We start from the raw sequence: 22,665 nt of genomic DNA on the forward strand, positions 1-22,665 counted from the left end.
TTAACACAGTGGGGGCCTGACCCCAACGCATTAAATCTTATTGCGGGAGGGATCAGGCCCCTTGGTTCTAAGCGTTTACCCCAGCTAATGCATTGATTTCTGAAGCAATTTTAGTCTGGATTTTTTCGACCACTGTGAAGTCCATTGCGGAAATATAAATGGCTTCAAGCTCATCGTGGAGCTCTTTCGCTTTGGCGAGCCAGCTTGTTGCCTCTGTCATTTTGTTTCTATACTTGGTGGAAATTTTGCTGATAAAATCGGCGAATATCTCATCTGTTCCCTGCTCGATTAGAATTTCATACATATCAATGATTTCATCACCGTCGCGGCTTGGGAAATACTCGTGCGGTGCGGTGCTGTCGAAAATGGCAATCCCCAGCTCTCTAAAAATACACATATCGAGGCTATTAGGGTCAAAGCCGCAATGATAGATTTCTACATCGACGCCCCGCTCCTCTGCTGCAGCAGCTAGTTTTTTCAGCATCGTGGACTTGCCGGAGCCTGGTCGCCCCTTAATAAAATAGCGTTTTTGAATATCCTCCGTTAAATTAGGGACAAAATCAACTGCGCCTTTTGGTGTGGCAGCCCCAAGAAAACGGTGGCGAACATCGGCTTGTTTGCTTAACCTCATTTTTCCAAAAAAAGTTTCAATCAGCTTTTTGGTCAATTGATCCGCTTTTTGGAAGTTCATACTGTTTATATAGATTTTTTCCCAATCATCATGAATTTCAAGCGCTTCCTTAAAAGTAGCGTAGGCTGTCGCAAAGGCCTCACTAATTTGATTAGTCAGTTTTTGAATGACCTTTTTTTGCGCACTTAGTGCCTTAGCATTCCATGCTTCACCCAGATTAATGTACTCTTCCACCGCACCAGGTGCTTTTGGCTCAATCACATGCGGGGCAGTTCCGTCAACAATGCCCACCTTTAAAGCCGGAATTATCACACCATCAATGGAGTTATTATCAGAGGAGCAGTGAAGAAGCTCGATGTCATAGCCTTTTTCTACCCACTCCTTGCCGATTTTTTTCATAAGCGACGATTTGCCTGTGCCAGGCCCGCCTTTTAAAATAAACAAACGGTCAAGTCCCTGCAGGTTGGAATCGTACAAATTATGAAATCCCCTGGCGGTGTTGCCGCCGGCAAAATAGTTTTTAACTTTCCCTGCCATTCATTAACACTCCCTTTTTAAAAATCAACATTGCCATTAGGCAATTTCAATCACAAAGATTAAGTTCACCATATCTTATGCTTTTGTTGTTTATAGGTGAATGCCCATGTGAAAAATTGATTTTTTTATAAAGGGAAGTTTACTTTATTACATCTGCCAACTCGGCATCTATGATTTCTTTTAATTGGTTGGGCGCAAGCACGATTTGCATGCCGATTTTTCCGGCACTGACGACGATTGCCTCAATTTCTGAGCAGCTTTGGTCGATGAAGGTTCGGTAGTGCTTTTTCATGCCGACGGGCGAGCAGCCTCCGCGGATGTAACCGGTCCATTTCTGAATATCCTTCACCGGAATCATTTCGACGCTCTTCTCCCCGGCCGCTTTAGCCGCCTTTTTCAGGTTTAATTCCTCAGCAACAGGAATGACGAACACATAAAGGTTTTTGCTTGCCCCTTGAGTGACGAGCGTTTTATAGACCTCTTTCAGATTCCTGCCAATTTTCTCAGCAACCGACACTCCATCAATTTTTCCATCCTTATTTTCGTATGTAAGCACCTCATAATGAATCTTTTGCGCATCCAAAATGCGCATTGCATTGGTTTTGGCCTGTGCCATCCTAATCATCCTTCTAATTTTTCTTTTATTTTAGCAAAAAAAGAGGTAACTTTTTAAAAAACAGGTCTTCGTTATCCAGTTTTCTGGAAATACTTACACCTTTGCTCGATTTACTTTCCTTTTTTTTTAAATATTTGCATATATTTCGGATTTACTTTCCACTTCTTATAAAATACTTTCCAAATATATCACTTTACTTTCCAACCTAAACTTTTTGACGTAGATGGTAATTGGCGGTTGGCGAGTAAATTCAAGAAATCGGCGAGTAAATGGCAAAGTTAGGCGAGAAAAATTAAAAAGGGGGGAAATTACCTGAGCCAGGCTAACCGCCTGGCTTTTTTTAGGGCTGGTCCGGAATTAGGAGGTAAATGCAAATAAAAAGAGAGCCTGCACCGTCGTACGGGCTCTCTCTCCTAACTTTACGAGATTTACTTGAATAGTACTTGTTGCAGGGCAGCATACGCGTTAACGTAGCCAGCGCCGACTTCCCAAGATTCGTAGCCCGGCATGGTGGTGGCGGTATCCTGCAGCACCTGTTTAACCTGGTCAGGGGTTAAGGATTGATCTGCTTCAAGCATCAGCGCCACGATTCCAGCAACATGCGGAGTTGCCATTGAGGTGCCGCTCATCGTTGTATAAAACGGCAGATATAAAGGTTCAATCAACCCTACATCTGTTGTCAGCCCTAGGCTGGAAACCGGGGCAATGACACGTGTCGAAATTATGTCGACTCCAGGAGCGGTAATGTCCGGCTCATCCTTCCACGTCCAAGCCCGTCCGTCCATGGTAAATGTACCGCCAACTCCCTTCGTTCCCCGAGAAGAGAAATCCGCTAATTTAAAGTTCTTATCCCCAGCGGCAACGGAAATGACCCATGGCGCCTTCGCATATGGATTATGGGTGTTTTCCGCCGGCCCTTCATTACCTGCCGCAAATAATACGGAAATGCCATTGTCATAGGCTGCTTTACTTGCGAGATTAATAGGGTCATTCGGATCAAAATCACCCGAGCCGCCCCATGAATTGTTAATAACGCGAATATTATACTTTTCTTTATTGGCAATGGCATAATCAAAGCCGCCGATTCCATCGAGTACAAGCAGGGCAGCACCGGTACCGTAGCCGATTAAATCAGCACCAGGAGCGACACCTTCATACTTTCCGCCTGACATGGCGCCAGTTGCGCCGATAATCCCTGCAACATGGGTCCCGTGTCCAGAGTTGGTATCTGTATTCGGTACATTTTCAAGATATTTAATTGGCACCAAACCGCCTGTCAAGCTATTCAAATTGGCACTGCCCAAGACATTCTGGACGAGATGGCTGCCAAACTGCAGGTCCCCGTGGGTACCGTCCACGCCGCTGTCGTTAATGACTACGCCGACACCCTTGCCTGTTATCGGAAGTCCGCCGTTTGCCTCTGTCATGGCAGTGTCTGCCCGCGCTTTATCAACTCCTGTCATGGCTGTTGCATCGGCATTATAGTATTCGAGGTTCCGATTCAAGTAAATCGATTTGACCCCAGGTGCAGCAGCAAGCTTTTCAATTTGGTCTTTTGTTGCGAAGGCACCGACAATGGGCAGTTCCTTCATCGAGATTCCTTTGGTAATGCCCAATTTCAATAATAGATTTTCATTGTCTTGTGTTGGAGCACCCTCGCCGTCAAAGGTAACAATGACCTGGAGCGGCTGGGTCCCATTCTTAAGTGCTTTCACCAGCCGTGAATCAAGGACAGCTGTCGTGATATCCGCTTTAGCCTTCGGAAGATTTGGCAGAACAAGAGTTAGTAATAAGGCACAGATGACAAAGCCAGTTAACCATCTTTTCATAATACATTCCCCTTTTCTAACATAGACTCCCTTAATTATCTAAAAATTCCACCAAATATCCCATTCAACAAAGAGTCTATTTCTAACAGGAAAAGGTACTATTTTGTAATCCTACCAACGTTTTACCAGATAGTACTTGCAAAATCCTGAAACAGGACAAATGGGCCAGACCAAAAAAAGAGAACCTAGCCCCGATGGCATGGTTCTCTAGCAAACTATCAAATAACTACTACGTCAACGGCACAAGCTGGTTCTGTACAGCATAAATAACGACCTGGGACCGGCTTTTAACGCCAAGTTTCTTGAAAATGTTGGACACGTGGATTTTGACCGTTTTGTCACTGATAAACAGCGTTTGGGCGATTTCTTTGTTATTCATGCCCTTAACCAAGCATAGAAGCACTTCCTTCTCCCGTTCAGTCAGCGTCGAATCCGTAGCCTTTTCTTCCTCAGCTGGCTCTGGTTTAGCCGGAGGCTGGAAAAAGCCCAAAAACTTCTTCGTCATCGATGGGTGGATGACCGACTGCCCGTTTGCCACCGCCCGAATCGCATCGACCACATGCTGAGAAGGGGCATCCTTCAGCAGATAACCGTCGGCCCCTTCACGAATCGCCGACATAAAATATTCATCATGGTCAAACATCGTCAGAATCAAAACCTTAATAGATGGGTACATTTTTTTTATAATGCTCGTTGCTTCAATGCCATTCTTCTCAGGAATGTTAATATCCATCAAAATCACATCCGGCATTACCCCTTTTACCTTTTCAATTGCGTCATTGCCATTGATCGCTTCCGCAATCACCTCAATATCGGTTTCCATTTCCAAAATATTTTTCAACCCATCCCGTAAAACGGCATGATCATCGACTAGCATAAGCTTGATCACGCAACTCACTCCCTTCAATCCCCATTCTTGGCACCGTTAAGGTTATCTCTGTTCCGGCTCCTTCTCGGCTGTCTATCTGCAGTGAGGCCTGAATTTTATCAGCCGATTCATTCATATGTAATATTCCAAAATGCGGGTGCTCTCGGGCCTTGACCATGGCCTGGAAAAGCGAAAAACCCTTGCCATTATCCTTCACCTTCAAAAGCACATTCTCCTTTTGATAGCTTAACAGAATATCAATTTTCGATGCTTCAGCGTGCTTTACGGCATTTTGAAGGCTCTCTTGGCAAATATCAAAAATAATTTTTTCAACCATCGGGCTCAGGTGAAATTCAGGACCTCTGGTCTCTAACTTGATATTCTGCTTATGCTCCCGCTTAACCGTATTTATTTTCGCGGATATCGCCGACAATAGTCCCACCCGTTCTGTTGGATATGGCCTTAACGCATAAATGGATTCCCGCACCTCTTTCAGACTCCGCCTTAGTTTCTCGGTGCTCTCGCCCATTAACCGAAGTGAATCCTCCGGCATCTTCGCAAATTTCCGCTGTGCCGTTTCCAGATTCATAATCGCACCGGCGAGCGACTGGGCCACACCGTCATGGATGTCCCGGGCAATCCGATTTCTTTCTTCTAAAATCAATCGCTTCTCCTGCTCGGCAAACAGCCATCTTGTTTTAATAAGGACTGCCAGCTGATTGGCAAGGGTAGCCGCAGAGCGCATATCCTCCTCGCTAAAACTGTTGGTCCGGCTTCTCCCAAAAACAAACATCCCAACCAGCTCTTTTTCTAAAATTAAGGGGGCATAAAGTATTGACCCTATTTCCTCCTTAAAAAAAATCCCTGCCGGACTCGGGTCTCTTTTGGCATTATGATAAACGGTTAATTTTGTCATTTTATCCAGGGCGGCAGCCGTTTCCTCCGACATCGTTAAATCTTCCTTGACAGGGCCAGCCGCAAATCGGAACAACCAGCCTTCCGGTGGACGTTTCCACAAAATCCATGCTTCCACATCAATAAATTCTTGAAGATTATTTTTTAAAAAAGTTAACCAATCAGACCTGGCAATTTTTTTATTCAGCTCTGATGAAATGCTGAACAATGCCTTCAGCTTTGCCTTTTCCTTTTTTAAATTGGCAATAATTGAGCTTAGCAGGGCCACACAGACCAACGGGATAAAAAAGAAGAAAAAAGAAAAAATATCAATCGTTCCCCGCCTTTGATTTCCCAAAACATGCAACAAAACAATATAACCATAGGAAAAAAGAAAACTATAAACCTCAAAGAGAACTTTCATCTTCCAGATTTTCAGATTATACGTTTGTGGCCTGATAGCAAAAACAAGATCCACAATGAGATTATTCATGAAATAAAAGGGGATGATGAGCAAATTAAAATGGATGATTCCCTGCAGCACCCTTGACAGCCCTTCGATTGGCAACTGTGGATACAGCCACTGGCAAAGCAGATGGGCAATATAAAAACTAATGACCTGCATGGCCGGATTAAAGAAAATAATTCGGAGCGGCCGTCTATTCATAATGTTGGTGGCTGTAACAATAATCCCATAAAAAACAATCGTATAGGCTAAGCCATCCATAAGGTATATGGCATAAACCAATGGAAATGAGATGGTTATTTGGCCTTTCCAAACAGGTACGGGAAACAGTTCAACAATAAAGAGAAACATCACCAGCAGCGTCAAAATCATTGGCTCGCGGGGTACCATTAAATTAAACAAGCCAAATTGAAAATAAATAAACACTCCAAAGACAGAGATAAATTGTAGGAATTGCCTTGATAGCTTCTCTTTTTTTTGCAAAATGCCGATATCGCCCAAAGCTTCCCCTCCAAATCTATGACGATTTACTTAATTTTCTGTTTATTTTAGTTTAATGTATTTATAGATTGAAAACAATATGAATGCCTGTTCAGCCGGCCAAACGTCCGTAAAAATAAGGACCCAACCCGGTCTAATGAACACACTAACCGGACTGGGTCCCTCGCAAACCATAATGGTTTGATATCCACTATTATGTCATAAACCGCTATGCGTTTTCTATTTGGCTAAAGGATTATTCTTGCCTACTACCTTTGTAGTAAATCCGGCACAAAATCACCTAAAATTTGTCACCTGTTTGTCACTCTAACTAACAACTACTATAGTAAACTAAAATAAACAGCGATAATAGTATTAGAAAACCTGTGAATTTCCTCACAAATTCTTTCTTAAAAAAACATTTATATATATACCCCAAAAGGAGTTATTACACTACAAATCAAAGAGGTGTTTCCCATGAAATACGATTTAGTACTGCTGCATGCTCCAAGTGTTTACGATTTCCGAAAAAATCCTTTGCTTGCCGGACCAATCAGTGATGTTGTTCCATCCTCGCCCGTTTTTGAAATGTACCCGATTGGACTGACCAGCATCGCCGACTATTTGGAGCGTTATGGACTCCGCGTAAAAATCATCAATATCGCCAACCGAATGCTAATGAACCCAAACTTTGATGTCGAAAAAAAATTAAAATCGATCAGGGCAAGTGCGTTTGGCATTGACCTGCACTGGCTGCCACATGCCCACGGGAGCATCGAGCTGGCGAAAATCGTCAAGCAGCATCATCCGGATACACCGATTATTTTTGGCGGATTGTCGGCCACGTATTATCACAAGGAGTTAATCCAATACCCATTTATTGATTTCGTGATGCGCGGGGACTCGACAGAAAAACTGATGCTGCTGTTGATGAATAAGCTAGAGACTGGAAATACTCACTTTGCGGATATTCCTAATTTAACGTGGAAAAAGAGCAGCGAGACTGGCTATAATCCGTTAACGTACGTGCCAAAGGATCTCGATGATATCGATGTTCCCGGGTACCGCTACACCATTCGGTCCGTTTTCAAATATAGGAATTTCCTCGACCCGCTGCCATACAATGGCTGGCTTCAATACCCGAACACCGCACTGCTGACAGCACGCGGATGTACACAGAACTGCCTGATTTGCGGCGGCTCGAGGGAGGCATATGGGCAAAACTGCAACCGTCAAACGCTAGCATTGCGGTCACCGAAAAAGCTCGTCGAGGATATTCAATTTATTTCCCGGTTCAGCCGCGCGCCGATATTTATCCTCCATGATCTGAGACAAGGCGGACAAGAATATGTTGAGGAATTTTTTAACCGGTTAAAAAAATTGAAGCTAAAAAACGAAATCGTCTTTGAGTTGTTCCAATATGCAGATGAAGAATTTTTCCGGCTGATGAATGAAAGCGTCCCTCATTACAGCATTGAAATTACCCTCGAAACCCATGATGAAAAAATTAGGAAATATAACGGGAAATTCAGCTGCTCAAATGAAAAGGTTATCGAAACACTGCAGTTCGCGCTCAAAAATGGCTGTAAAAAAATTGACCTGTTCTTTATGGTCGGGATTCCAGGACAAACGTATGAAAGTTCTATCGAAAATATCGACTTTTGTGAAACTATCCACCTGGCCTGTGGGAAGGACTCAAGAATCTTTTACTTCGTTGCCCCGCTCGCACCATTTTTGGATCCGGCGAGTCCGGCCTTTGAGCACCCGGAAATCCATGGCTATAAAAAATTGTGCCAGACACTCGAAGACCATCGCAAGGCCATCACCCAGCCATCCTGGAAACATATGCTCAGCTATGAAACAAAATATATGACGCGAGAGACAATCGTCGGCGCCACCTATGAAGCAGCACACAGGTTAAATGAATTTAAATTAAAATACCAGCTAATTGATCTAGCCGGCTTTCAGGATATTAAAGGGAAAATTGAAAAATCGAAGGCCTATATTAGAAAAATTGACCAAATTCTGGCCCTTCCGACAGAAAAACAGTCTGAAGAGCTGGCTAAGCTTGCCAAGGAAATTGAGGAACTAAACTATTACAGCATTTGCGGCAAGAACGAGTTAAAGTGGGAGGTCCAAAAGAATTATGCTAATTTCTTCTCGCTTGCTTTAGTGGGGCTTGAGCAATTGTATGTCGAATACAAAAGTAAAATTAAGCATTCATTCCAGCCGAAACATCGTTTTCAATTTACACTTGATTCGGAGCAGCAAAAAATTTAAAGGTACCGGAGTTCACTCCGATACCTTTTTTAATGCCCACCTAGGTAGGCTTTTCTAATTTGGTCACTGGCACTGAGTTCTTCAGCTAAACCAGAGGCGACTATTTTTCCTGTTTCAATGACGTACGCGCGGTCAGCGATGGATAACGCCATGTTCGCATTCTGTTCAACCAGCAGGATCGTTGTTCCCGTTTTATTGATTTCCTCAATAATCTGGAAGATTGTTTTGACGAGCAGCGGTGCAAGGCCCATGGAAGGCTCGTCCAATAATAGCAGCCTAGGGCGTGCCATCAGCGCCCGGCCCATCGCGAGCATCTGCTGCTCACCGCCTGACAGCGTACCCGACAGCTGTTTTTTCCGCTCCAAAAGGCGCGGGAACAGCTGATAGATTTTTTCAAAATCCTCCTGGATGCCCTTCTTATCCTTACGTAAAAAGGCGCCTAGCTCCAAATTTTCCTCTACCGACATATTGGCAAACACGCGGCGGCCTTCTGGAACCTGGGAGATCCCGCGCTTCACAATCAATTGCGGCACCTTGCCGGCAACATGCTCGCCTTCAAACACAATCTCGCCAGTCTTCGGTTTCAAAAGCCCGGAAAGGGTCTTTAACAGCGTGCTTTTTCCGGCACCATTCGCACCGATCAGCGTCACTATTTCACCCTGGTTAATATCGAGGGATACTCCTTTTAATGCATGGATATTTCCGTAATAGACATTTATATCGTTGACTTTTAGCATACTAAGAGACCTCCTCGCCAAGGTACGCTTCGATGACTTTTGGATTGTTGCGGATTTCCTCCGGAGTACCATCGGCAATTAGCTGGCCATGGTCCAATACATAGATTCTTTCACAAACACCCATAACAAGATTCATATCGTGCTCGATTAAAAGAATGGTTAACGAGAATTTTTCGCGAATTAACGCAATCAGGTTCATCAGTTCATCAGTTTCCTGCGGATTCATCCCTGCTGCCGGCTCATCCAAAAGCAATAGCTTAGGATTTGCTGCTAATGCCCGGGCAATTTCCAAGCGGCGCTGCTGTCCGTATGGCAGGTTCTTCGCCATTTCATGCTGGACATTATCAAGCTTAAAGATTTTTAAAAACTCGATTGCCCTTTCTTCCATTTCTCTCTCACCGGAAAAATGGGAAGGCAGGCGGAAGATTGAACTGAAAATCGAATGCTTCGCCAGTGAATGATAGGCAACCTTTACATTATCGAGGACCGATAATTCGCCAAACAAGCGGATGTTTTGGAATGTCCGGCTGATTCCCTTTTTGGTAATTTTATATGGCTTATTGCCGTTTAATTTTTCACCGGCCAAAGAAATCGTCCCCTCGGTTGGAACATAAACACCTGTTAACAGGTTGAAGAAGGTCGTCTTACCGGCACCATTTGGCCCGATCAGTCCGACGAGTTCTCCCTGCAAAAGCTCTAGGTTGACCCCGGATACTGCTTTTAAACCGCCAAATCGGATGCCTGCGTTCTCTACTTTAAGCAACTGTGTTTTTGTTCGCATCTTGAGACCCTCCTTGCGCGGATTTACCTAGCTTGAAGAAAGACGTAATTTCCTTTGTTCCCATCAATCCTTGCGGGCGGAACAGCATCATCGCAATTAACACAAGGCTGTAGATAACCATCCTGACTTCCGGATAATTGGCTAGGAACGTTGAAATGATCGTTAATAAAATCGCTGCCAGCACTGCACCAGACATACTTCCTAATCCGCCTAGCACGACAAAAATCAAAATATCAAAGGACTTCAAAAAGCCAAAGTTGGTTGGCTGGATGATGTAAAAGTTATGGGCATGCAAGGCACCTGCCACACCGGCAAAAAAGGCACCAATGACAAACGCCATTACTTTGTAATAGGTCGTATTAATCCCCATCGCATCGGCAGCAATTTCGTTTTCGCGAATCGAAATGCAGGCGCGGCCGTGGGTAGAATTCGTAAAGTTGACAATGATGATAATGGTAATGGCCACACAGGCAATCAGCCATGGCCAGGTAATCAGGTGGGAGACCGTCATCCCGGAAGCGCCGCCAACATAATCAATATTCAAGAAGACAATTCGCATGATTTCCGCAAAACCTAGAGTAGCGATGGCAAGATAGTCGCCTCGGAGCCTTAGGGTAGGAACCCCGATGACTAAACCGGCAACAGCAGCGGCCGCACCGGCAGCCAGAATCGCGACCGGGAAGGGCAATCCCAATTTCATTGTGATAATGGCTGAAACATATGCCCCAACGGCAAGGAAACCGGAATGGCCGATCGAAAACTGCCCGGTAATGCCAATGATCAGATGAAGAGATGCAGCAAGGATAATATTAATTCCGATTGAAAACAGAGCATTTACATAAAAAGGGTTTAATGTCCCGCCATTAATCAGGAACTGTACGACAACTGCAAAAACGACAGCTAAAACAACGGAACCCCAAAAGCCTTTTGCGTTATTTAACTTTTTCATCTCACCAGCACCCCCTAGACCTTTTCCCTGACATTTTTGCCAAAAAGACCAGCAGGGCGGAAAATTAAGATTAAAATTAACACCACAAAGGCTACAGCGTCACGGAATAGCGAGCCTCCAGCCGCGCTGACAAGGGCCTCAATGACACCCAATAATAATCCTCCAGCCATTGCCCCAGGGATAATTCCAATTCCTCCTAGAACAGCGGCAACGAAAGCCTTCAGACCCGGAATGATCCCCATCAATGGCTCAATTTTTGTATAGTACATTCCAAATACCACCCCGGCTGCACCGGCAAGGGCAGATCCGATTGCAAAGGTAGCAGAGATGGTGTTGTTGACGTTGATTCCCATCAATTTGGCTGCATCCTGGTCGTGGGAAACGGCGCGCATCGCCTTACCAATCTTAGTTTTATGGACAATAAATTGAAGAATAATCATTAAACAAAGGGAAACGGCCAAAATTAGGATGGACTGGCCGCTAATCTTAACGCCGAAGATCTCCAGGCTTTTTAATGGAACGATGTTGCTTGGATAAGCCTCAGGCTGGGCGCCGCGAATATAAATGGTGCCATATTCAATGAAAAGCGATACCCCGATGGCGGTAATCAGCGCCGCAATTCTTGTCGCATTCCGAAGCGGCTTGTAGGCAATCCGTTCAATCAATACGCCGAAAATTGCGCAGGCCACCATTGAAATCAATAATGCTGGGAAAAATCCTAAATGGAGAACAGTAATAGAATAAAAACCGATAAAAGCGCCGACCATGAAGACGTCCCCATGGGCGAAGTTGATTAACTTGACGATGCCATATACCATTGTGTACCCAAGGGCAATCAATGCGTAAATACTTCCCAATGAAATGCCGTTGACTAGCTGCTGTATTAGTTGTTCCATGTCGCAACTCCTTCCAGTGGGAATAGGAAATTTTTCCTAATCCTTATAAATTGGAATAGGGAACATGGACATGCTCCCTATTCATTTGATCATTATAAAATTAACTACGGATTAACCTTCGTTTTGAATGTTTGTTCGCCGTCTTTGTACTCTAAGATGACAGCTGATTTGATTGGGTTGTGGTCCTTATCAAGCTTCATTTGTCCTGTTACTAGATCAAGGCCATTTGTTTCTGCAAGAGCCTTTTGAATTTTCTTGGAATCTCCGCCGCCAGCACGTTTGATGGCATCAGCAAGGAAATAAGCAGAATCATATCCTAAAGCGTTAAACGCATCTGGAGATTTGTCCTTGTATTTTGCTTTAAAGGCTTTTACAAACTCTTGAACCTTTTGGTCAGAATCGCCAGAAGAATAGTGGTTTGTAATGAATGTGTTATTCAAAGCATCCTTGCCGGCAAGTTCTACTAGTTTAGGAGAATCCCAGCCGTCAGCACCCATCATTGGCGCATCTAGACCTAATTCACGAGCCTGCTTGACAATTAAACCAACTTCTTCATAATATCCAGGGACGAAGACGAATTCTGGGTTTTTCCCTTTAATATTCGTTAATTGGGCATGGAAGTCTGTATCCTTCGCCACATATGCTTCTTGAGTGACAACCTTGCCGCCTTCTTTTTCAAACTTTTCTTTGAAGGAAGCCGCTAAACCTTTTGAATAATCACTGGAGCTGTCAATAAATACAGCAGCTGTTTTTACTTTTAATTCTTTAGCCGCAAAGTTTGCTGCGACAGTGCCCTGGAATGGGTCAATGAAGCATGTACGGAAAACATAATCATTTAATTTGCCGTCTTTTACCGTTACGTCAGCAGCCGTACCAGTCGGCGTGATGATTGGAACATTGTTGCTTTGCGCAATTTCAATCTGTGCTTTTGTATTTCCGCTTGTTGCTGCACCGATAATGGCTGAAACCTTGTCTTGGCTGATCAGCTTTGTCGCGCCATTAATCGCTTCAGGTGCTTCAGACTTATTATCAACGACAACCAGCTTCAATTTCTTGCCGTCAATTCCCTCTTTATTGATTTCCTCCAGTGCCAGGTCAATACCTTCCTTAATGGACTGGCCATAGGATGCTACCCCGCCAGAAAGCTCAAGGTTGGCACCGATTTTGATTTCGCCGCCCTTTTCATCCCCGCCGCCTGAACTAGTGGATGTGGATGATCCACAGCCGGCCATTACGCCTGCAGCTAGCATAAATGAAGCAAACACACCTGCTAATTTTCTTTTTCTCACGACATTACCCCCTGTTTTTTAAAAGTTTCCCAAATCATTGTGCAACTCTTCCCAAAACATATAATATTCTGAAAACATTGTACATAATAATTAGGGGTTCGTCTAGTACCTACATCCACTATTTTAAAATAATTTTGAAAATAATAATAAAAGCTTATTTCTGGGCGTTTTTACACGTTATTCCGCTAAAGCGGAACAGTATTTATTTTTACTTTAAAAAGCAAACTATTTTTAAATTATTTTGTCTAAATATGGATATATTCCTCGTTTTTCCAGAAATAAAGGACCCTTGAAAAAGGGCCCTCCAATAAATCATTATACCAATTCTTGTTTTTTCGTTTCTTTTCCCAAAAGAAACACTGCCAAAGCACCAATTAAAATGGATATACAAAATATTGTAAAAATGGTAGAGACAGCATACTTTTGAGCCACTAAGTAGCCAACCAATAATGGACCGAGCACACCACCGATACGGCCGATGGCAGCAGCCATTCCGGCACCTGTACCGCGGATTACCGTTGGATACTGCTCCGGGGTATAGGCGTAGAGCCCGCCCCAAGCGCCAAGGTTGAAAAATGATAATAAAATTCCTGCTGCCATTAACAGTGCAGTAGAGTCTGCGGTTCCAAAGAAATAAGCGCTGGCAGCCGTTCCGGTTAGGTAGACAACCAAAACAAACTTCCGGCCAAACCTTTCAATGCACCACGCCGCCGTAAAATAACCAGGCAGCTGAGCTAGCGTCATAATCAACACATACTCGAAGCTTTTAATCAAACTGAAGCCCTTCATCACCATGACACTCGGCAGCCATAAGAACATTCCGTAATAGGAAAACACGACACAGAACCAGACAACCCAAAGCATAGCTGTCTGTCTGCTATACTCTTTTGACCAAAGCTGAGTGAGGTTATGAAGGACGGAGCTCTTTTCCTTCGTTTTAACTGCTGCAAATCGTGGTGAGTCAGGAAGCCCCATCCGCAAATATAAGGCATATAGGGCAGGAATCGCACTGATAAGCAACGCTGCCTGCCAGCCAATCGATGGGATGATGAAATAGGAAATGACCGCTGCAATCAGCCAACCGCCTGCCCAAAAGCTTTCCAATAGAACAACGATACGGCCGCGTTTTTCAGCCGGGACACTTTCGGAAACAAGCGTTGAAGCGACCGGCAGTTCTCCTCCTAAGCCCATTCCAACTAAGAACCGGAGAATTAAAAAGACAGTCAAAGAGCCTGCAAATGCCGATGCACCGCTTCCTATCGAAAATAATAATAAAGTAATGATAAAAACATGTTTCCGCCCGATTCGGTCAGCCATTAAGCCGAAAATTAGCGCACCGACCGCCATTCCAATCGAGTTGATGCTGCCAATCCAGCCCATTTGGCCGGGAGTTAAACTCCATTCTGCCGCCAATGCCGCTATGATGAAGGAAAGCATCCCTACATCCATGGCATCAAACATCCAGCCCATCCCGGCAATACCGAGCAGTTTCGTGTTTGATAACTCCTGTTTCTTTCCTGATTTCATCTTAATAAAATCATTGCCAGAAACACTATTTGTGTTAGCCATCATAAGCCCCCCTCTATTTTCAGAGTTTCTGATATTATTCCCCAGTACGTTTCTTTTTAAGAAAAAACTATAAGCCCCTGTCCTGTCATAATTTTAACAGATGTCTTTACACCAGTCAGCAAAAAAAGAGAAAATCTCAGTTTGAAATTTTCTCAAGCTACGCTTCATGGGTTTCCGAATTTTTAAATTGATTTGAAAACAAGGTAAAATATCTCTCTTCTTTCGCCATCAATTCCTCATGGCTGCCTGATTCAACGATTTCCCCATGGTCAATGACCGTGATAGTGTCGGCATCACGAATGGTGTTGAGGCGGTGAGCAATAATAAAACTAGTGCGATTTTCCATTAAAGACAACAAAGCCCGCTGAATGTGCAGTTCCGTTCTTGTATCAATGCTGCTTGTCGCTTCATCCAAAATCAGCAGCGATGGTCGTGCCAAAATAACCCTGGCAATGGCCAGCAGCTGGCGTTCTCCCTGACTGAGGTTACCGCCGTTTTCCGATAGAAGGGTGTCATATTGCTTGGGCAGACGTTTAATAAAGCCCTCTGCACCTGCCATCTTTGCGGCCTCCTGCACTTCCTCCTGCGTCGCGGCCGGATTTCCGTACATGATATTTTCTTTGATTGTTCCCGAAAAAAGATAGGTATCCTGGAGCACAAAGCCAAAGCTGCGCCGCAGGCTGTCCCTTGTGTAGCTGCGAATATCGCGCCCATCGAGGAGGATCCGGCCCCCGGTCACATCATAAAATCTTGTCAAAAGATTTACAATGGTTGTTTTTCCAGCACCAGTCGGACCAATCAGGGCGGTGCTGGTTCCTGCCGCCGCCTCAAAACTGACGTTTTTTAAAATCGGCACATCAGGGCGGTAGCCAAAGGTGACATTTTCAAACACAACATGGCCATTCGGATTCTTAAGCGGCACTGCGCTAGGGGAATCCGCAGGTTCCTCCTCTTCATCAATGACTTCAAAGACCCGCTCTGCTCCGGCGACACCTGATTGAAGAATGTTAAAAATATTGGCCAGATCATTAAGCGGCCGGACAAATTGCCTTGAATACGTAATGAAGCTGGCGATCGCTCCAACCGTGATGTGCCCTTTGACAGCGAGGATGCCGCCGACAATAGCGACGACCGCAAAGCCAAGGTTATTGATGACATTCATAATCGGCATTAGGAAACCGGACCAAATCTGCGCCTTGAGGCCGACCTCACGGAGCTTGGTATTAACCTTTTCAAATTCCTCGATTACCTTTTCTTCATGATTAAAAGCTTTTACAACCTCGATGCCAGAAATGGTTTCTTCGATATGCCCATTTAATTTCCCCAGCTGAATTTGCTGATTTTTAAACAGGACGCTTGTTCTTTTTGCAATCGTTTTTGTAAGCAAAAATACAAGCGGCACGGTAATCAGGCTGGCCAGCGTGAGGATTGGGCTCAGAATCAGCATCATAATAAGCGAGCCTAGGATGATGATGACTCCGGACATTAACTGTGTCGTCGATTGGGATATCGTGTTGCTGATATTATCAACATCATTTGAGAGCCTGCTCATTAGTTCCCCATGTGTCCGAGAATCAAAGAAAGCAACAGGGAGCTTTTGCAGTTTTTGAAAAAGAGAAGCTCTTAATACTTTGACTATCCGTTGGGCTACCCCCGCCATCAGCCAGCCCTGGAAAAAGGTAAGGACGGCGTCGCCGGCATAGGCGCTGATCAGGACAATAATCATGACTTCAAGAACGGCGAAATCCACCTTCCCGTGATTAAGCGTCATGGCATCGATGGCTTTCCCGATGAGAAAAGGGTTAAGCAGCATTAAAGCTGCATCAATCGTGATAAACAAGAAAATGAGGGAAAGCATTCCCTTTTCGCGGCCAAAATAGTCCCAAAGGCGTTTTAAGGTACCTTTAAAGTTTTTTGGCTTAACCACTGGACCGCGGTGGTGGGCACCCCCACCAGGCCTAAGCGGCGGCGGACCGGGAGGGGTGGTTCTTTGCGGCTGATTTGCGTTATTTGCCATTTTGCAGTCCCTCCCTGCCCATTTGTGAGCGATAGATTTCTTGATATACCTGACAATCCTTGATTAGCTCGTGATGGGAGCCAATACCCGCCACTTCCCCCTGATCGAGGACAATGATTTTATCGGCATCGATAATCGAGGAAATCCGTTGGGCAATCAAAACACAGGTCAGGCCGCTGGCGAATTTTTTTAAGGCGGTTTTCATTTTGGCTTCAGTGGCGGCGTCGACCGCGCTGGTGCTGTCATCCAAAATGAGAATTTCCGGCTGCTTTACCAGTGCCCTGGCAATAGAAAGCCGCTGCTTCTGTCCGCCGGAAAAATTGACACCGCCCTGGCCTATTTTTGTGTTATAGCCTTCCGGTGAGGCCTCGATAAATTCCGTGGCACTGGCTATAGCTGCCGCTGTTTCGATTTCCTGCTGTGAGGCATTTTCCTTTCCCCAGCGGATATTCTCAGCAATTGTCCCGGTAAACAAAATATTTTTTTGTGGAACAAAGGCAATTTTCTCCCTTAGATTTTTCGGGTCTATATCTTTAATATTCGTGCCATTTACCTTTATCGAGCCGCTTGATGCGTCATAAAAGCGGGGAATCAGGCTGACGAGCGTAGTTTTCCCGGAACCGGTAGAGCCGATGATGCCGACTGTTTCCCCGGGAAGAAGGGTAAGGGAAATGTCTTTGAGGACCGGCTCGCCGGCAGCCTCATCATAGGAAAAGGAGACATTTTCAAAATCAATTCTTCCTTTTTCACCGGTTGGAGATTTCATTTTATCGTTTTTCCAAGTAATGTTGACTTCCTCAGAGAATACTTCATCAATTCTTCCCGCTGAGGCCTTCGCCCTGACAAACATGGTAAACACCATGGAAATCATCATGAGGGAAAATAAGATCTGCGTCATGTAGTTGATAAAAGCAATAATATGGCCAACCTGTATCTTTCCTGACTCAACCCCAAAGCCACCCATCCAGAGGACAACGACAATCCCGATGTTAACTGTCAGCATAATCGCCGGGCTGAAAACAGCCATCAGTCGGTTGGCGGCAATCGATTGCTTCTGGAAATGCTCGTTAGCTTTTGAGAATTTAGCTGTTTCTACTTCAAAACGGTTAAAAGCTTTGACAACACGGACACCGGATAAATATTCACGAAGCACACCGTTCACCCGGTCCATGGCATTCTGAACTTTGGAAAACAGAGGAAATCCAAGCTTTAAGTTGATGATGATAAACAATGCCACAATCGGCACCACCACCGCGAGGACGACCGCGAGGTGAAGGTTAAGGCGCGTTGCCATAACCAGACCGCCAATCGCCAGCAACGGAGCTTTTACGAAAATCCGCATCGTACCGTTTACAAACACTTGTACCTGGGTTACATCATTTGTAAGCCTTGTGATGAGGGATGCGCGGTCAAAGTTGTTCAGGTTTCTAAATGAAAGTGATTGAATCTTGCTAAACAGGTCAGATCGTAGTTCTGTTCCAAAATTTTGCGAAACGATGCTGGCCATGATGCTTCTGGTGGAAGCGGCCACGGCCCCAATAGCGGTAATCAGGAGCATTAGGCCGCCCATTTTTAGGACATAATGGATATCTCTGTTGGCAACACCCTCGTCAATAATTTTCGCCATCACGGTCGGCTGCAGCAAATCGCAAATTGCCTCAAAGGTGAGGAATAGAACCGCAATACAAAAGGACTTCCAATACTTTTTTATGTACTTTGCAAAATGCTTCATGAGGTCTCCCCCTGCTCCTAAACTGCCAGACAAATGTAATAAACCTATTATAAATTCGGGCTCTTAAAATAGACAAGCAAAGGGGCCTGCCCCCGCATAGCTTTCGCGTATCGCATTAAAGCAGCGGAGGACAGGCCCTTTTCATTGATTTTATTTTACCGGGCTGAATTCATGAACCCAGACGCGCATTTGCGGGAGCCACGGCATTCCCGGGTGAATGGAAAGAATCGATTGTTTGTATTCTTCCACATTGTTGAAGCCCTCGCGGCGGGCATCCTCATCTGTTAGTTCACCAAGGCTTTGTGAGTAGACTTTATCTACCACAAACTGATGGCCCTCCAGGGTCATGATTTCGCCTGGGTCAGCATAGCGGCCATTGCGGCGGGTCGCTGTTTTTTCACCAGCGATCACCTTCTTAACGTCTTCCTCCATTGTGACCATTCGTTCAACGGAACAGGTTTTCGGTGGTAATGTATTGTTTTCATGTTGAGTAGTCATTTTTAATATCCTCCTTTTTCCAATTCAGTTATTTATTTTAACACTATTGCTATTGTAATAAAAACGAACGGAAAAAAGCAAAGAGAAGGCCGTGAATTAGACTACCTGCCCGCCGGTTTGCCGGTATTTGTCGATGCCTTCTGCGCAACGGTAAGCGAGAGCGCCGACGGTTCCAGTCGGGTTGTACCCGGAATTGTGGGCAAAGTTAGCCGCGCCCACCACAAATAAATTGTCCACATCCCACATTTGTAAATAATTATTGACGGCAGAGGTAGACGGATCTGCACCCATGATAACACCGCCGGTATTGTGAGTGGACTGGTAGGTGGTAATATCGTAAGGTCCCAGCTCCTTCAGCGAATCAATATGATTTGCGCCCATTTCCTTCAAGATTTGTGCGGATTTTTCAGCTAGGAACACAGCCAACTTCCGGTCCTGATCCTCGAAATCAAAGGTAATCCTGATTAACGGGTCGCCGAATGCATCCTTATAAGTAGGGTCCAAGTCGAGATAGTGATGCTTAAACGGCATGGATGAGCCTTGACCGCCAACTGAAAGAAAACGGTTGGCATATTTGAGCGACTGTTGTTTGAACTCTTTGCCCCAAGCTGGCGTGCCCTTCGGAACAGGATTATTTTGAATCGGCCTTAACCCTGTTTGGGTGAGTGATATGCTGCCCCCATGGATAAAGCCCAGGTTTGAATGATCAAAGTTATCGCCATTATAATCGTCAAGGACGATTCCGAGTGACCCGGCACCGGCAAAGGTACTGAATTCCTTATCATTGAAAAAGCCAACCGCATTTCCTTTCATAACTTGATAAGCATAGTTTTTCCCAATCACGCCTGTCCCTGTTGCCGGATCATACGGTCTGCCCAAGTCCGACATAAGCAGCAGGCGGACATTATTAAACACATAGCTTGTCAGGACCACAATATCGGCCGGCTGTTCAATTTCTTCGCCTGTTGTTGTATCGACATATAAAACCCCGGTCGCTTTGTTGCCCGTATGTAATATCCTTCTTACATGGGAATGGGTTCTAATCTCGAAATTTCCTGTTTTTTTGGCAACCGGAATAACCGTGACGACCGGATCGGCTTTAGCCCCGTACTCGCAGCCAAATCGCTCGCAGTAGCCGCAGTATTGACAGGCCGCCCTTGAGATGCCATCTGGGTTTTTATACGATTCTGATAAGTTAGCTGACGGCATCATATAAGGATTCAGCTTCAAGTTCTTTGCCGCTGTCTCAAACATTTTTATAGCCGGTGATTTCTTCATCGGCGGGGTTGGGAATTTATCCGACCGCTTTCCGGCACCGGGATGCGGGTTCTCCTCACCCGAAATTCCGCATGTTTTCTCAAATTTGTCGTAGTAAGGCTCCAGCTGGTCATAGGTAATGCCCCAATCCTGAATAGACATTTCCGCTGGGATTTTGTTTTGCCCATATTTTTCAATCGTTTTACTGCGAATCTCAAAATCATAAGGAAGGAACCGGTATGTCTGTCCGTTCCAGTGAACACCAGACCCCCCTAAACCATCCCCGAGCAGAAATGAACCATACTGTCTCATTGGCAGGGCGCGGATTCTATCGTTGCCCCGGAAGGTAATCGTTTCTTTGGAAAGATCCTGGAATAGATCATAGCGCAGTGCATATCTAAGTTCATCATGAACCATGAAATAATCTTCGGTCTTTCTTTCCTTGCCTCGTTCCAATCCGACCACCTTCAGGCCCTTTTTCGTCAGCTCAGATGCAATAATTCCGCCAGTCCAGCCAACTCCCACCAGGACGACGTCAGCTTTTGGTAATTTTCTCGCCATTTTTCCACCTTCTTTTTTAAAAATAAAATCTATTAATATTGGTACTTGAGCCCTTTGGTTTAATGCTTCATATGGCTTTGCAGGCTTTGCGGTTTAATCTTCTGGAAGTCCTTCTCGATAATCTCGGCATAGGCCATTTGGCTGCCAGGGTAGTTTCGCATTTTCCAGCCATCCATATTTTTATTTCCTCCATATAATGGATCACTGTAAACTCCCTCTAAGGTTGCACTTCTCAGCAGCTGGAAAAAGCCGCTAGGGGATAGGGTCGTTAAATTCACCTTATCCTCTTCAAAATCTTTCAAAATTTTGTCCTGCTCATCACCCGAAAGTTCTTCGAAATTTTTCTTACTTACTGTGTTACTGTAATTTTGCAGCTCACGCAGTCCAATATCAAAAATATCCCTTCGTTTTAAGCGCCCCTGATACCCCTGAACTTTTTCACCGGGAAAAAAGGGTGCCTGCATATAGTCCCTGGCATTGAAGCCCCAATCACCGGCTAACTGGTGATCAATAAAATAGGCAACGCCCAATGCCTTTGCCCCCGGTCCGTTATCATCGTTAGGGAATATTCGTTCGGTGGCAGCTTCGGTAATCCTAAATTGTTCCGGGGTAAAATACATCAGCGCCTGATTGAAATCTTGGTCTTGAGGCGCCGGCGGATTGTTCTTGTTATCATCCTTTCCCCTTGGGACCAAACTGCCCAAGATCCCGCCAACAGCAAGTCCCCCTACGGTAAAACCAGTATTGCGAAGAAATCTTCTTCTCGATAATGTTTCTTGTTTTTCTTTGTTTTCTTCAGCCATGGAACACACCTCCAAGGAAATTAGAAAAGCGGAAGCGCCTTGCTCAGCCCCGACAAGCATAAGACGAGCCGGCAGGAAGGTTGCTTTTTAACCTTCATGACGGATTGGCTTATGACTCGAGGGGCTAGGCGCTGCAGCTAGACAATAGACAACATTATTTGAAAAATACGGCAGTCCGCCGCTATTGCTTGATAATGTTCCCAAAATAAAGCATGTATACTCACAAAAAATCAGGGGATTTTATTTGGTAAAAAGGAGGAAATAATATGAAAAAAATTAGAAACATGTGGTATGTGCCGATGATTGCTGTTCTATTAATTCTTGGCGCATGCTCAGCCCAGCAGGAGCTGAAAGGAAATGCAGAGGATCTTCATCAACAATCTTTAAATGAAAAAGGAAATGGCCATGTCCAAGGCCAAAATAATGTTGACGTGATTCCAAGCGTCGACAGATCGAAGAAACACACTACAAGTACAAACAATCAAACAGCGGGCCTTGGGGAAAATGTTTACAGTTTAATTGGAAGCTCAAGCCTGCATGATGGCGGTATCTCATCCCATTTAGAGTCCAGGCTTGCAGGGCAGGGGATTACCGGTATCAAGGTGTTTGTACTTGATGACACGGTGATTTTGGCAAGGGCGGAGCCAGCCACAACCTCCACCACTTATGATGAAATGCAAAATAAAGTATTAAAAAACACTACCGGTTTATCCGGAAAAGGGACCCTTGACGGTGTCGATGTCAATAAACTAAATACTGACGATAACCTTGCCAAGGCCAAGGATTTAATGAACAAAGCCTTTAACGGCCAAGTTCAGGTTCTTTCCATTACAAATCCAAATGCTCTGCCGCTTATCGACGGAATCAAAGCCAATATCAAAGCACCATCACCATCCTATAGCAAGCTTTCAAGCGATATCATCACATTAGTTAAAATGGCAAACGAAAAATAAAAGGTCTGACTCCCGGCTCACT

At 44.8% G+C, this 22,665-nt stretch carries 18 protein-coding genes; 2 read left to right on the plus strand and 16 right to left on the minus strand.

The features are described 5' to 3' along the window. Positions 1 to 67 precede the first annotated feature (67 nt). The 5 genes from QNN06_RS30745 to QNN06_RS30765 form a co-directional block, all read right to left on the minus strand. On the minus strand, positions 68 to 1,168 hold the full coding sequence (locus QNN06_RS30745; protein WP_213117055.1) for a PRK06851 family protein: 1,101 nt from the start codon (positions 1,166 to 1,168) through the stop codon (positions 68 to 70). Positions 1,169 to 1,307: 139 nt separating this feature from the next. Continuing rightward, complete coding sequence (gene ybaK / locus QNN06_RS30750) at positions 1,308 to 1,784, minus strand: Cys-tRNA(Pro) deacylase (RefSeq protein WP_284036706.1); 477 nt, start codon at positions 1,782 to 1,784, stop codon at positions 1,308 to 1,310. Between the two features lie 428 nt (positions 1,785 to 2,212). After that, positions 2,213 to 3,613, minus strand: a complete 1,401-nt coding sequence (locus QNN06_RS30755; RefSeq protein WP_284036707.1) for a S8 family serine peptidase — start codon at positions 3,611 to 3,613, stop codon at positions 2,213 to 2,215. A 229-nt stretch (positions 3,614 to 3,842) separates the two neighbouring features. Next, positions 3,843 to 4,502, minus strand: coding sequence for a response regulator (locus QNN06_RS30760; RefSeq protein ID WP_284036708.1), 660 nt, complete (start codon positions 4,500 to 4,502; stop codon positions 3,843 to 3,845). Beyond that, on the minus strand, positions 4,477 to 6,342 hold the full coding sequence (locus QNN06_RS30765; protein ID WP_284036709.1) for a GAF domain-containing sensor histidine kinase: 1,866 nt from the start codon (positions 6,340 to 6,342) through the stop codon (positions 4,477 to 4,479). The genes QNN06_RS30760 and QNN06_RS30765 overlap by 26 nt, the downstream gene beginning before the upstream one ends. A gap of 456 nt (positions 6,343 to 6,798) precedes the next feature. On the opposite strand from QNN06_RS30765, the gene QNN06_RS30770 reads away from it, so the two are divergent. Further along, positions 6,799 to 8,601: a TIGR04190 family B12-binding domain/radical SAM domain protein gene (locus QNN06_RS30770; protein ID WP_213117050.1), complete on the plus strand. Its 1,803-nt coding sequence runs from the start codon at positions 6,799 to 6,801 to the stop codon at positions 8,599 to 8,601. 29 nt (positions 8,602 to 8,630) lie between these two features. Here QNN06_RS30770 and QNN06_RS30775 read toward each other — a convergent pair whose 3' ends face one another. From QNN06_RS30775 to QNN06_RS30825, 11 genes are all read right to left on the minus strand, one after another. Continuing rightward, complete coding sequence (locus QNN06_RS30775; protein ID WP_213117049.1) at positions 8,631 to 9,338, minus strand: ABC transporter ATP-binding protein; 708 nt, start codon at positions 9,336 to 9,338, stop codon at positions 8,631 to 8,633. 1 nt (position 9,339) lies between these two features. After that, the gene (locus QNN06_RS30780; protein WP_213117048.1) at positions 9,340 to 10,119 is read right to left on the minus strand and encodes an ABC transporter ATP-binding protein; all 780 of its coding nucleotides are present in this window, start codon (positions 10,117 to 10,119) and stop codon (positions 9,340 to 9,342) included. Then, complete coding sequence (locus QNN06_RS30785) at positions 10,094 to 11,068, minus strand: branched-chain amino acid ABC transporter permease (RefSeq protein WP_213117047.1); 975 nt, start codon at positions 11,066 to 11,068, stop codon at positions 10,094 to 10,096. Before QNN06_RS30785 ends, QNN06_RS30780 begins: the two co-directional genes overlap by 26 nt. Before the next feature lie 14 nt (positions 11,069 to 11,082). Further along, entirely contained in the window at positions 11,083 to 11,964 is an 882-nt protein-coding gene (locus tag QNN06_RS30790) for a branched-chain amino acid ABC transporter permease (RefSeq protein WP_213117046.1), read from the minus strand. Between the two features lie 104 nt (positions 11,965 to 12,068). Further along, the gene (locus tag QNN06_RS30795; protein WP_213117045.1) at positions 12,069 to 13,253 is read right to left on the minus strand and encodes an ABC transporter substrate-binding protein; all 1,185 of its coding nucleotides are present in this window, start codon (positions 13,251 to 13,253) and stop codon (positions 12,069 to 12,071) included. A 315-nt stretch (positions 13,254 to 13,568) separates the two neighbouring features. After that, a complete protein-coding gene (locus QNN06_RS30800; protein WP_213117954.1) occupies positions 13,569 to 14,780 on the minus strand; it encodes an MFS transporter in 1,212 nt (403 codons plus the stop codon). Positions 14,781 to 14,979: 199 nt separating this feature from the next. After that, positions 14,980 to 16,839, minus strand: coding sequence for an ABC transporter ATP-binding protein (locus QNN06_RS30805; protein WP_284036710.1), 1,860 nt, complete (start codon positions 16,837 to 16,839; stop codon positions 14,980 to 14,982). After that, positions 16,829 to 18,571 (minus strand): ABC transporter ATP-binding protein, encoded by a 1,743-nt coding sequence (locus QNN06_RS30810; protein ID WP_284036711.1) that lies wholly within the window; start codon positions 18,569 to 18,571, stop codon positions 16,829 to 16,831. The genes QNN06_RS30805 and QNN06_RS30810 overlap by 11 nt, the downstream gene beginning before the upstream one ends. Before the next feature lie 150 nt (positions 18,572 to 18,721). Beyond that, positions 18,722 to 19,069: an ASCH domain-containing protein gene (locus tag QNN06_RS30815; RefSeq protein WP_284036712.1), complete on the minus strand. Its 348-nt coding sequence runs from the start codon at positions 19,067 to 19,069 to the stop codon at positions 18,722 to 18,724. 96 nt (positions 19,070 to 19,165) lie between these two features. Continuing rightward, on the minus strand, positions 19,166 to 20,887 hold the full coding sequence (locus QNN06_RS30820; protein ID WP_284036713.1) for a GMC family oxidoreductase: 1,722 nt from the start codon (positions 20,885 to 20,887) through the stop codon (positions 19,166 to 19,168). Positions 20,888 to 20,946: 59 nt separating this feature from the next. After that, positions 20,947 to 21,690, minus strand: a complete 744-nt coding sequence (locus QNN06_RS30825) for a gluconate 2-dehydrogenase subunit 3 family protein (RefSeq protein ID WP_217032442.1) — start codon at positions 21,688 to 21,690, stop codon at positions 20,947 to 20,949. A gap of 266 nt (positions 21,691 to 21,956) precedes the next feature. Here QNN06_RS30825 and QNN06_RS30830 point away from each other — a divergent pair, with 266 nt between their 5' ends. Next, the gene (locus tag QNN06_RS30830; protein WP_213117039.1) at positions 21,957 to 22,643 is read left to right on the plus strand and encodes a hypothetical protein; all 687 of its coding nucleotides are present in this window, start codon (positions 21,957 to 21,959) and stop codon (positions 22,641 to 22,643) included. The last annotated feature ends 22 nt before the right edge of the window (positions 22,644 to 22,665 follow it).

Origin of the sequence: Neobacillus sp. 114 (assembly GCF_030127045.1) — a bacterium.
In the GTDB taxonomy this organism is placed as follows: Bacteria; Bacillota; Bacilli; order Bacillales; family Cytobacillaceae; genus Neobacillus; species Neobacillus rhizophilus.

Excerpts from the sequence above, each read along its gene's own strand:
- QNN06_RS30815 (WP_284036712.1), bottom strand. The coding sequence starts at position 19,069 with ATGACTACTCAACATGAAAACAATACATTACCACCGAAAACCTGTTCC.
- QNN06_RS30790 (WP_213117046.1), bottom strand. The coding sequence starts at position 11,964 with ATGGAACAACTAATACAGCAGCTAGTCAACGGCATTTCATTGGGAAGT.
- QNN06_RS30800 (WP_213117954.1), bottom strand. The coding sequence starts at position 14,780 with ATGAAATCAGGAAAGAAACAGGAGTTATCAAACACGAAACTGCTCGGT.
- QNN06_RS30825 (WP_217032442.1), bottom strand. The coding sequence starts at position 21,690 with ATGGCTGAAGAAAACAAAGAAAAACAAGAAACATTATCGAGAAGAAGA.
- QNN06_RS30805 (WP_284036710.1), bottom strand. The coding sequence starts at position 16,839 with ATGGCAAATAACGCAAATCAGCCGCAAAGAACCACCCCTCCCGGTCCG.
- QNN06_RS30785 (WP_213117047.1), bottom strand. The coding sequence starts at position 11,068 with ATGAAAAAGTTAAATAACGCAAAAGGCTTTTGGGGTTCCGTTGTTTTA.
- ybaK (WP_284036706.1), bottom strand. The coding sequence starts at position 1,784 with ATGGCACAGGCCAAAACCAATGCAATGCGCATTTTGGATGCGCAAAAG.
- QNN06_RS30810 (WP_284036711.1), bottom strand. The coding sequence starts at position 18,571 with ATGAAGCATTTTGCAAAGTACATAAAAAAGTATTGGAAGTCCTTTTGT.
- QNN06_RS30820 (WP_284036713.1), bottom strand. The coding sequence starts at position 20,887 with ATGGCGAGAAAATTACCAAAAGCTGACGTCGTCCTGGTGGGAGTTGGC.
- QNN06_RS30780 (WP_213117048.1), bottom strand. The coding sequence starts at position 10,119 with ATGCGAACAAAAACACAGTTGCTTAAAGTAGAGAACGCAGGCATCCGA.
- QNN06_RS30830 (WP_213117039.1), top strand. The coding sequence starts at position 21,957 with ATGAAAAAAATTAGAAACATGTGGTATGTGCCGATGATTGCTGTTCTA.
- QNN06_RS30745 (WP_213117055.1), bottom strand. The coding sequence starts at position 1,168 with ATGGCAGGGAAAGTTAAAAACTATTTTGCCGGCGGCAACACCGCCAGG.
- QNN06_RS30775 (WP_213117049.1), bottom strand. The coding sequence starts at position 9,338 with ATGCTAAAAGTCAACGATATAAATGTCTATTACGGAAATATCCATGCA.
- QNN06_RS30770 (WP_213117050.1), top strand. The coding sequence starts at position 6,799 with ATGAAATACGATTTAGTACTGCTGCATGCTCCAAGTGTTTACGATTTC.
- QNN06_RS30755 (WP_284036707.1), bottom strand. The coding sequence starts at position 3,613 with ATGAAAAGATGGTTAACTGGCTTTGTCATCTGTGCCTTATTACTAACT.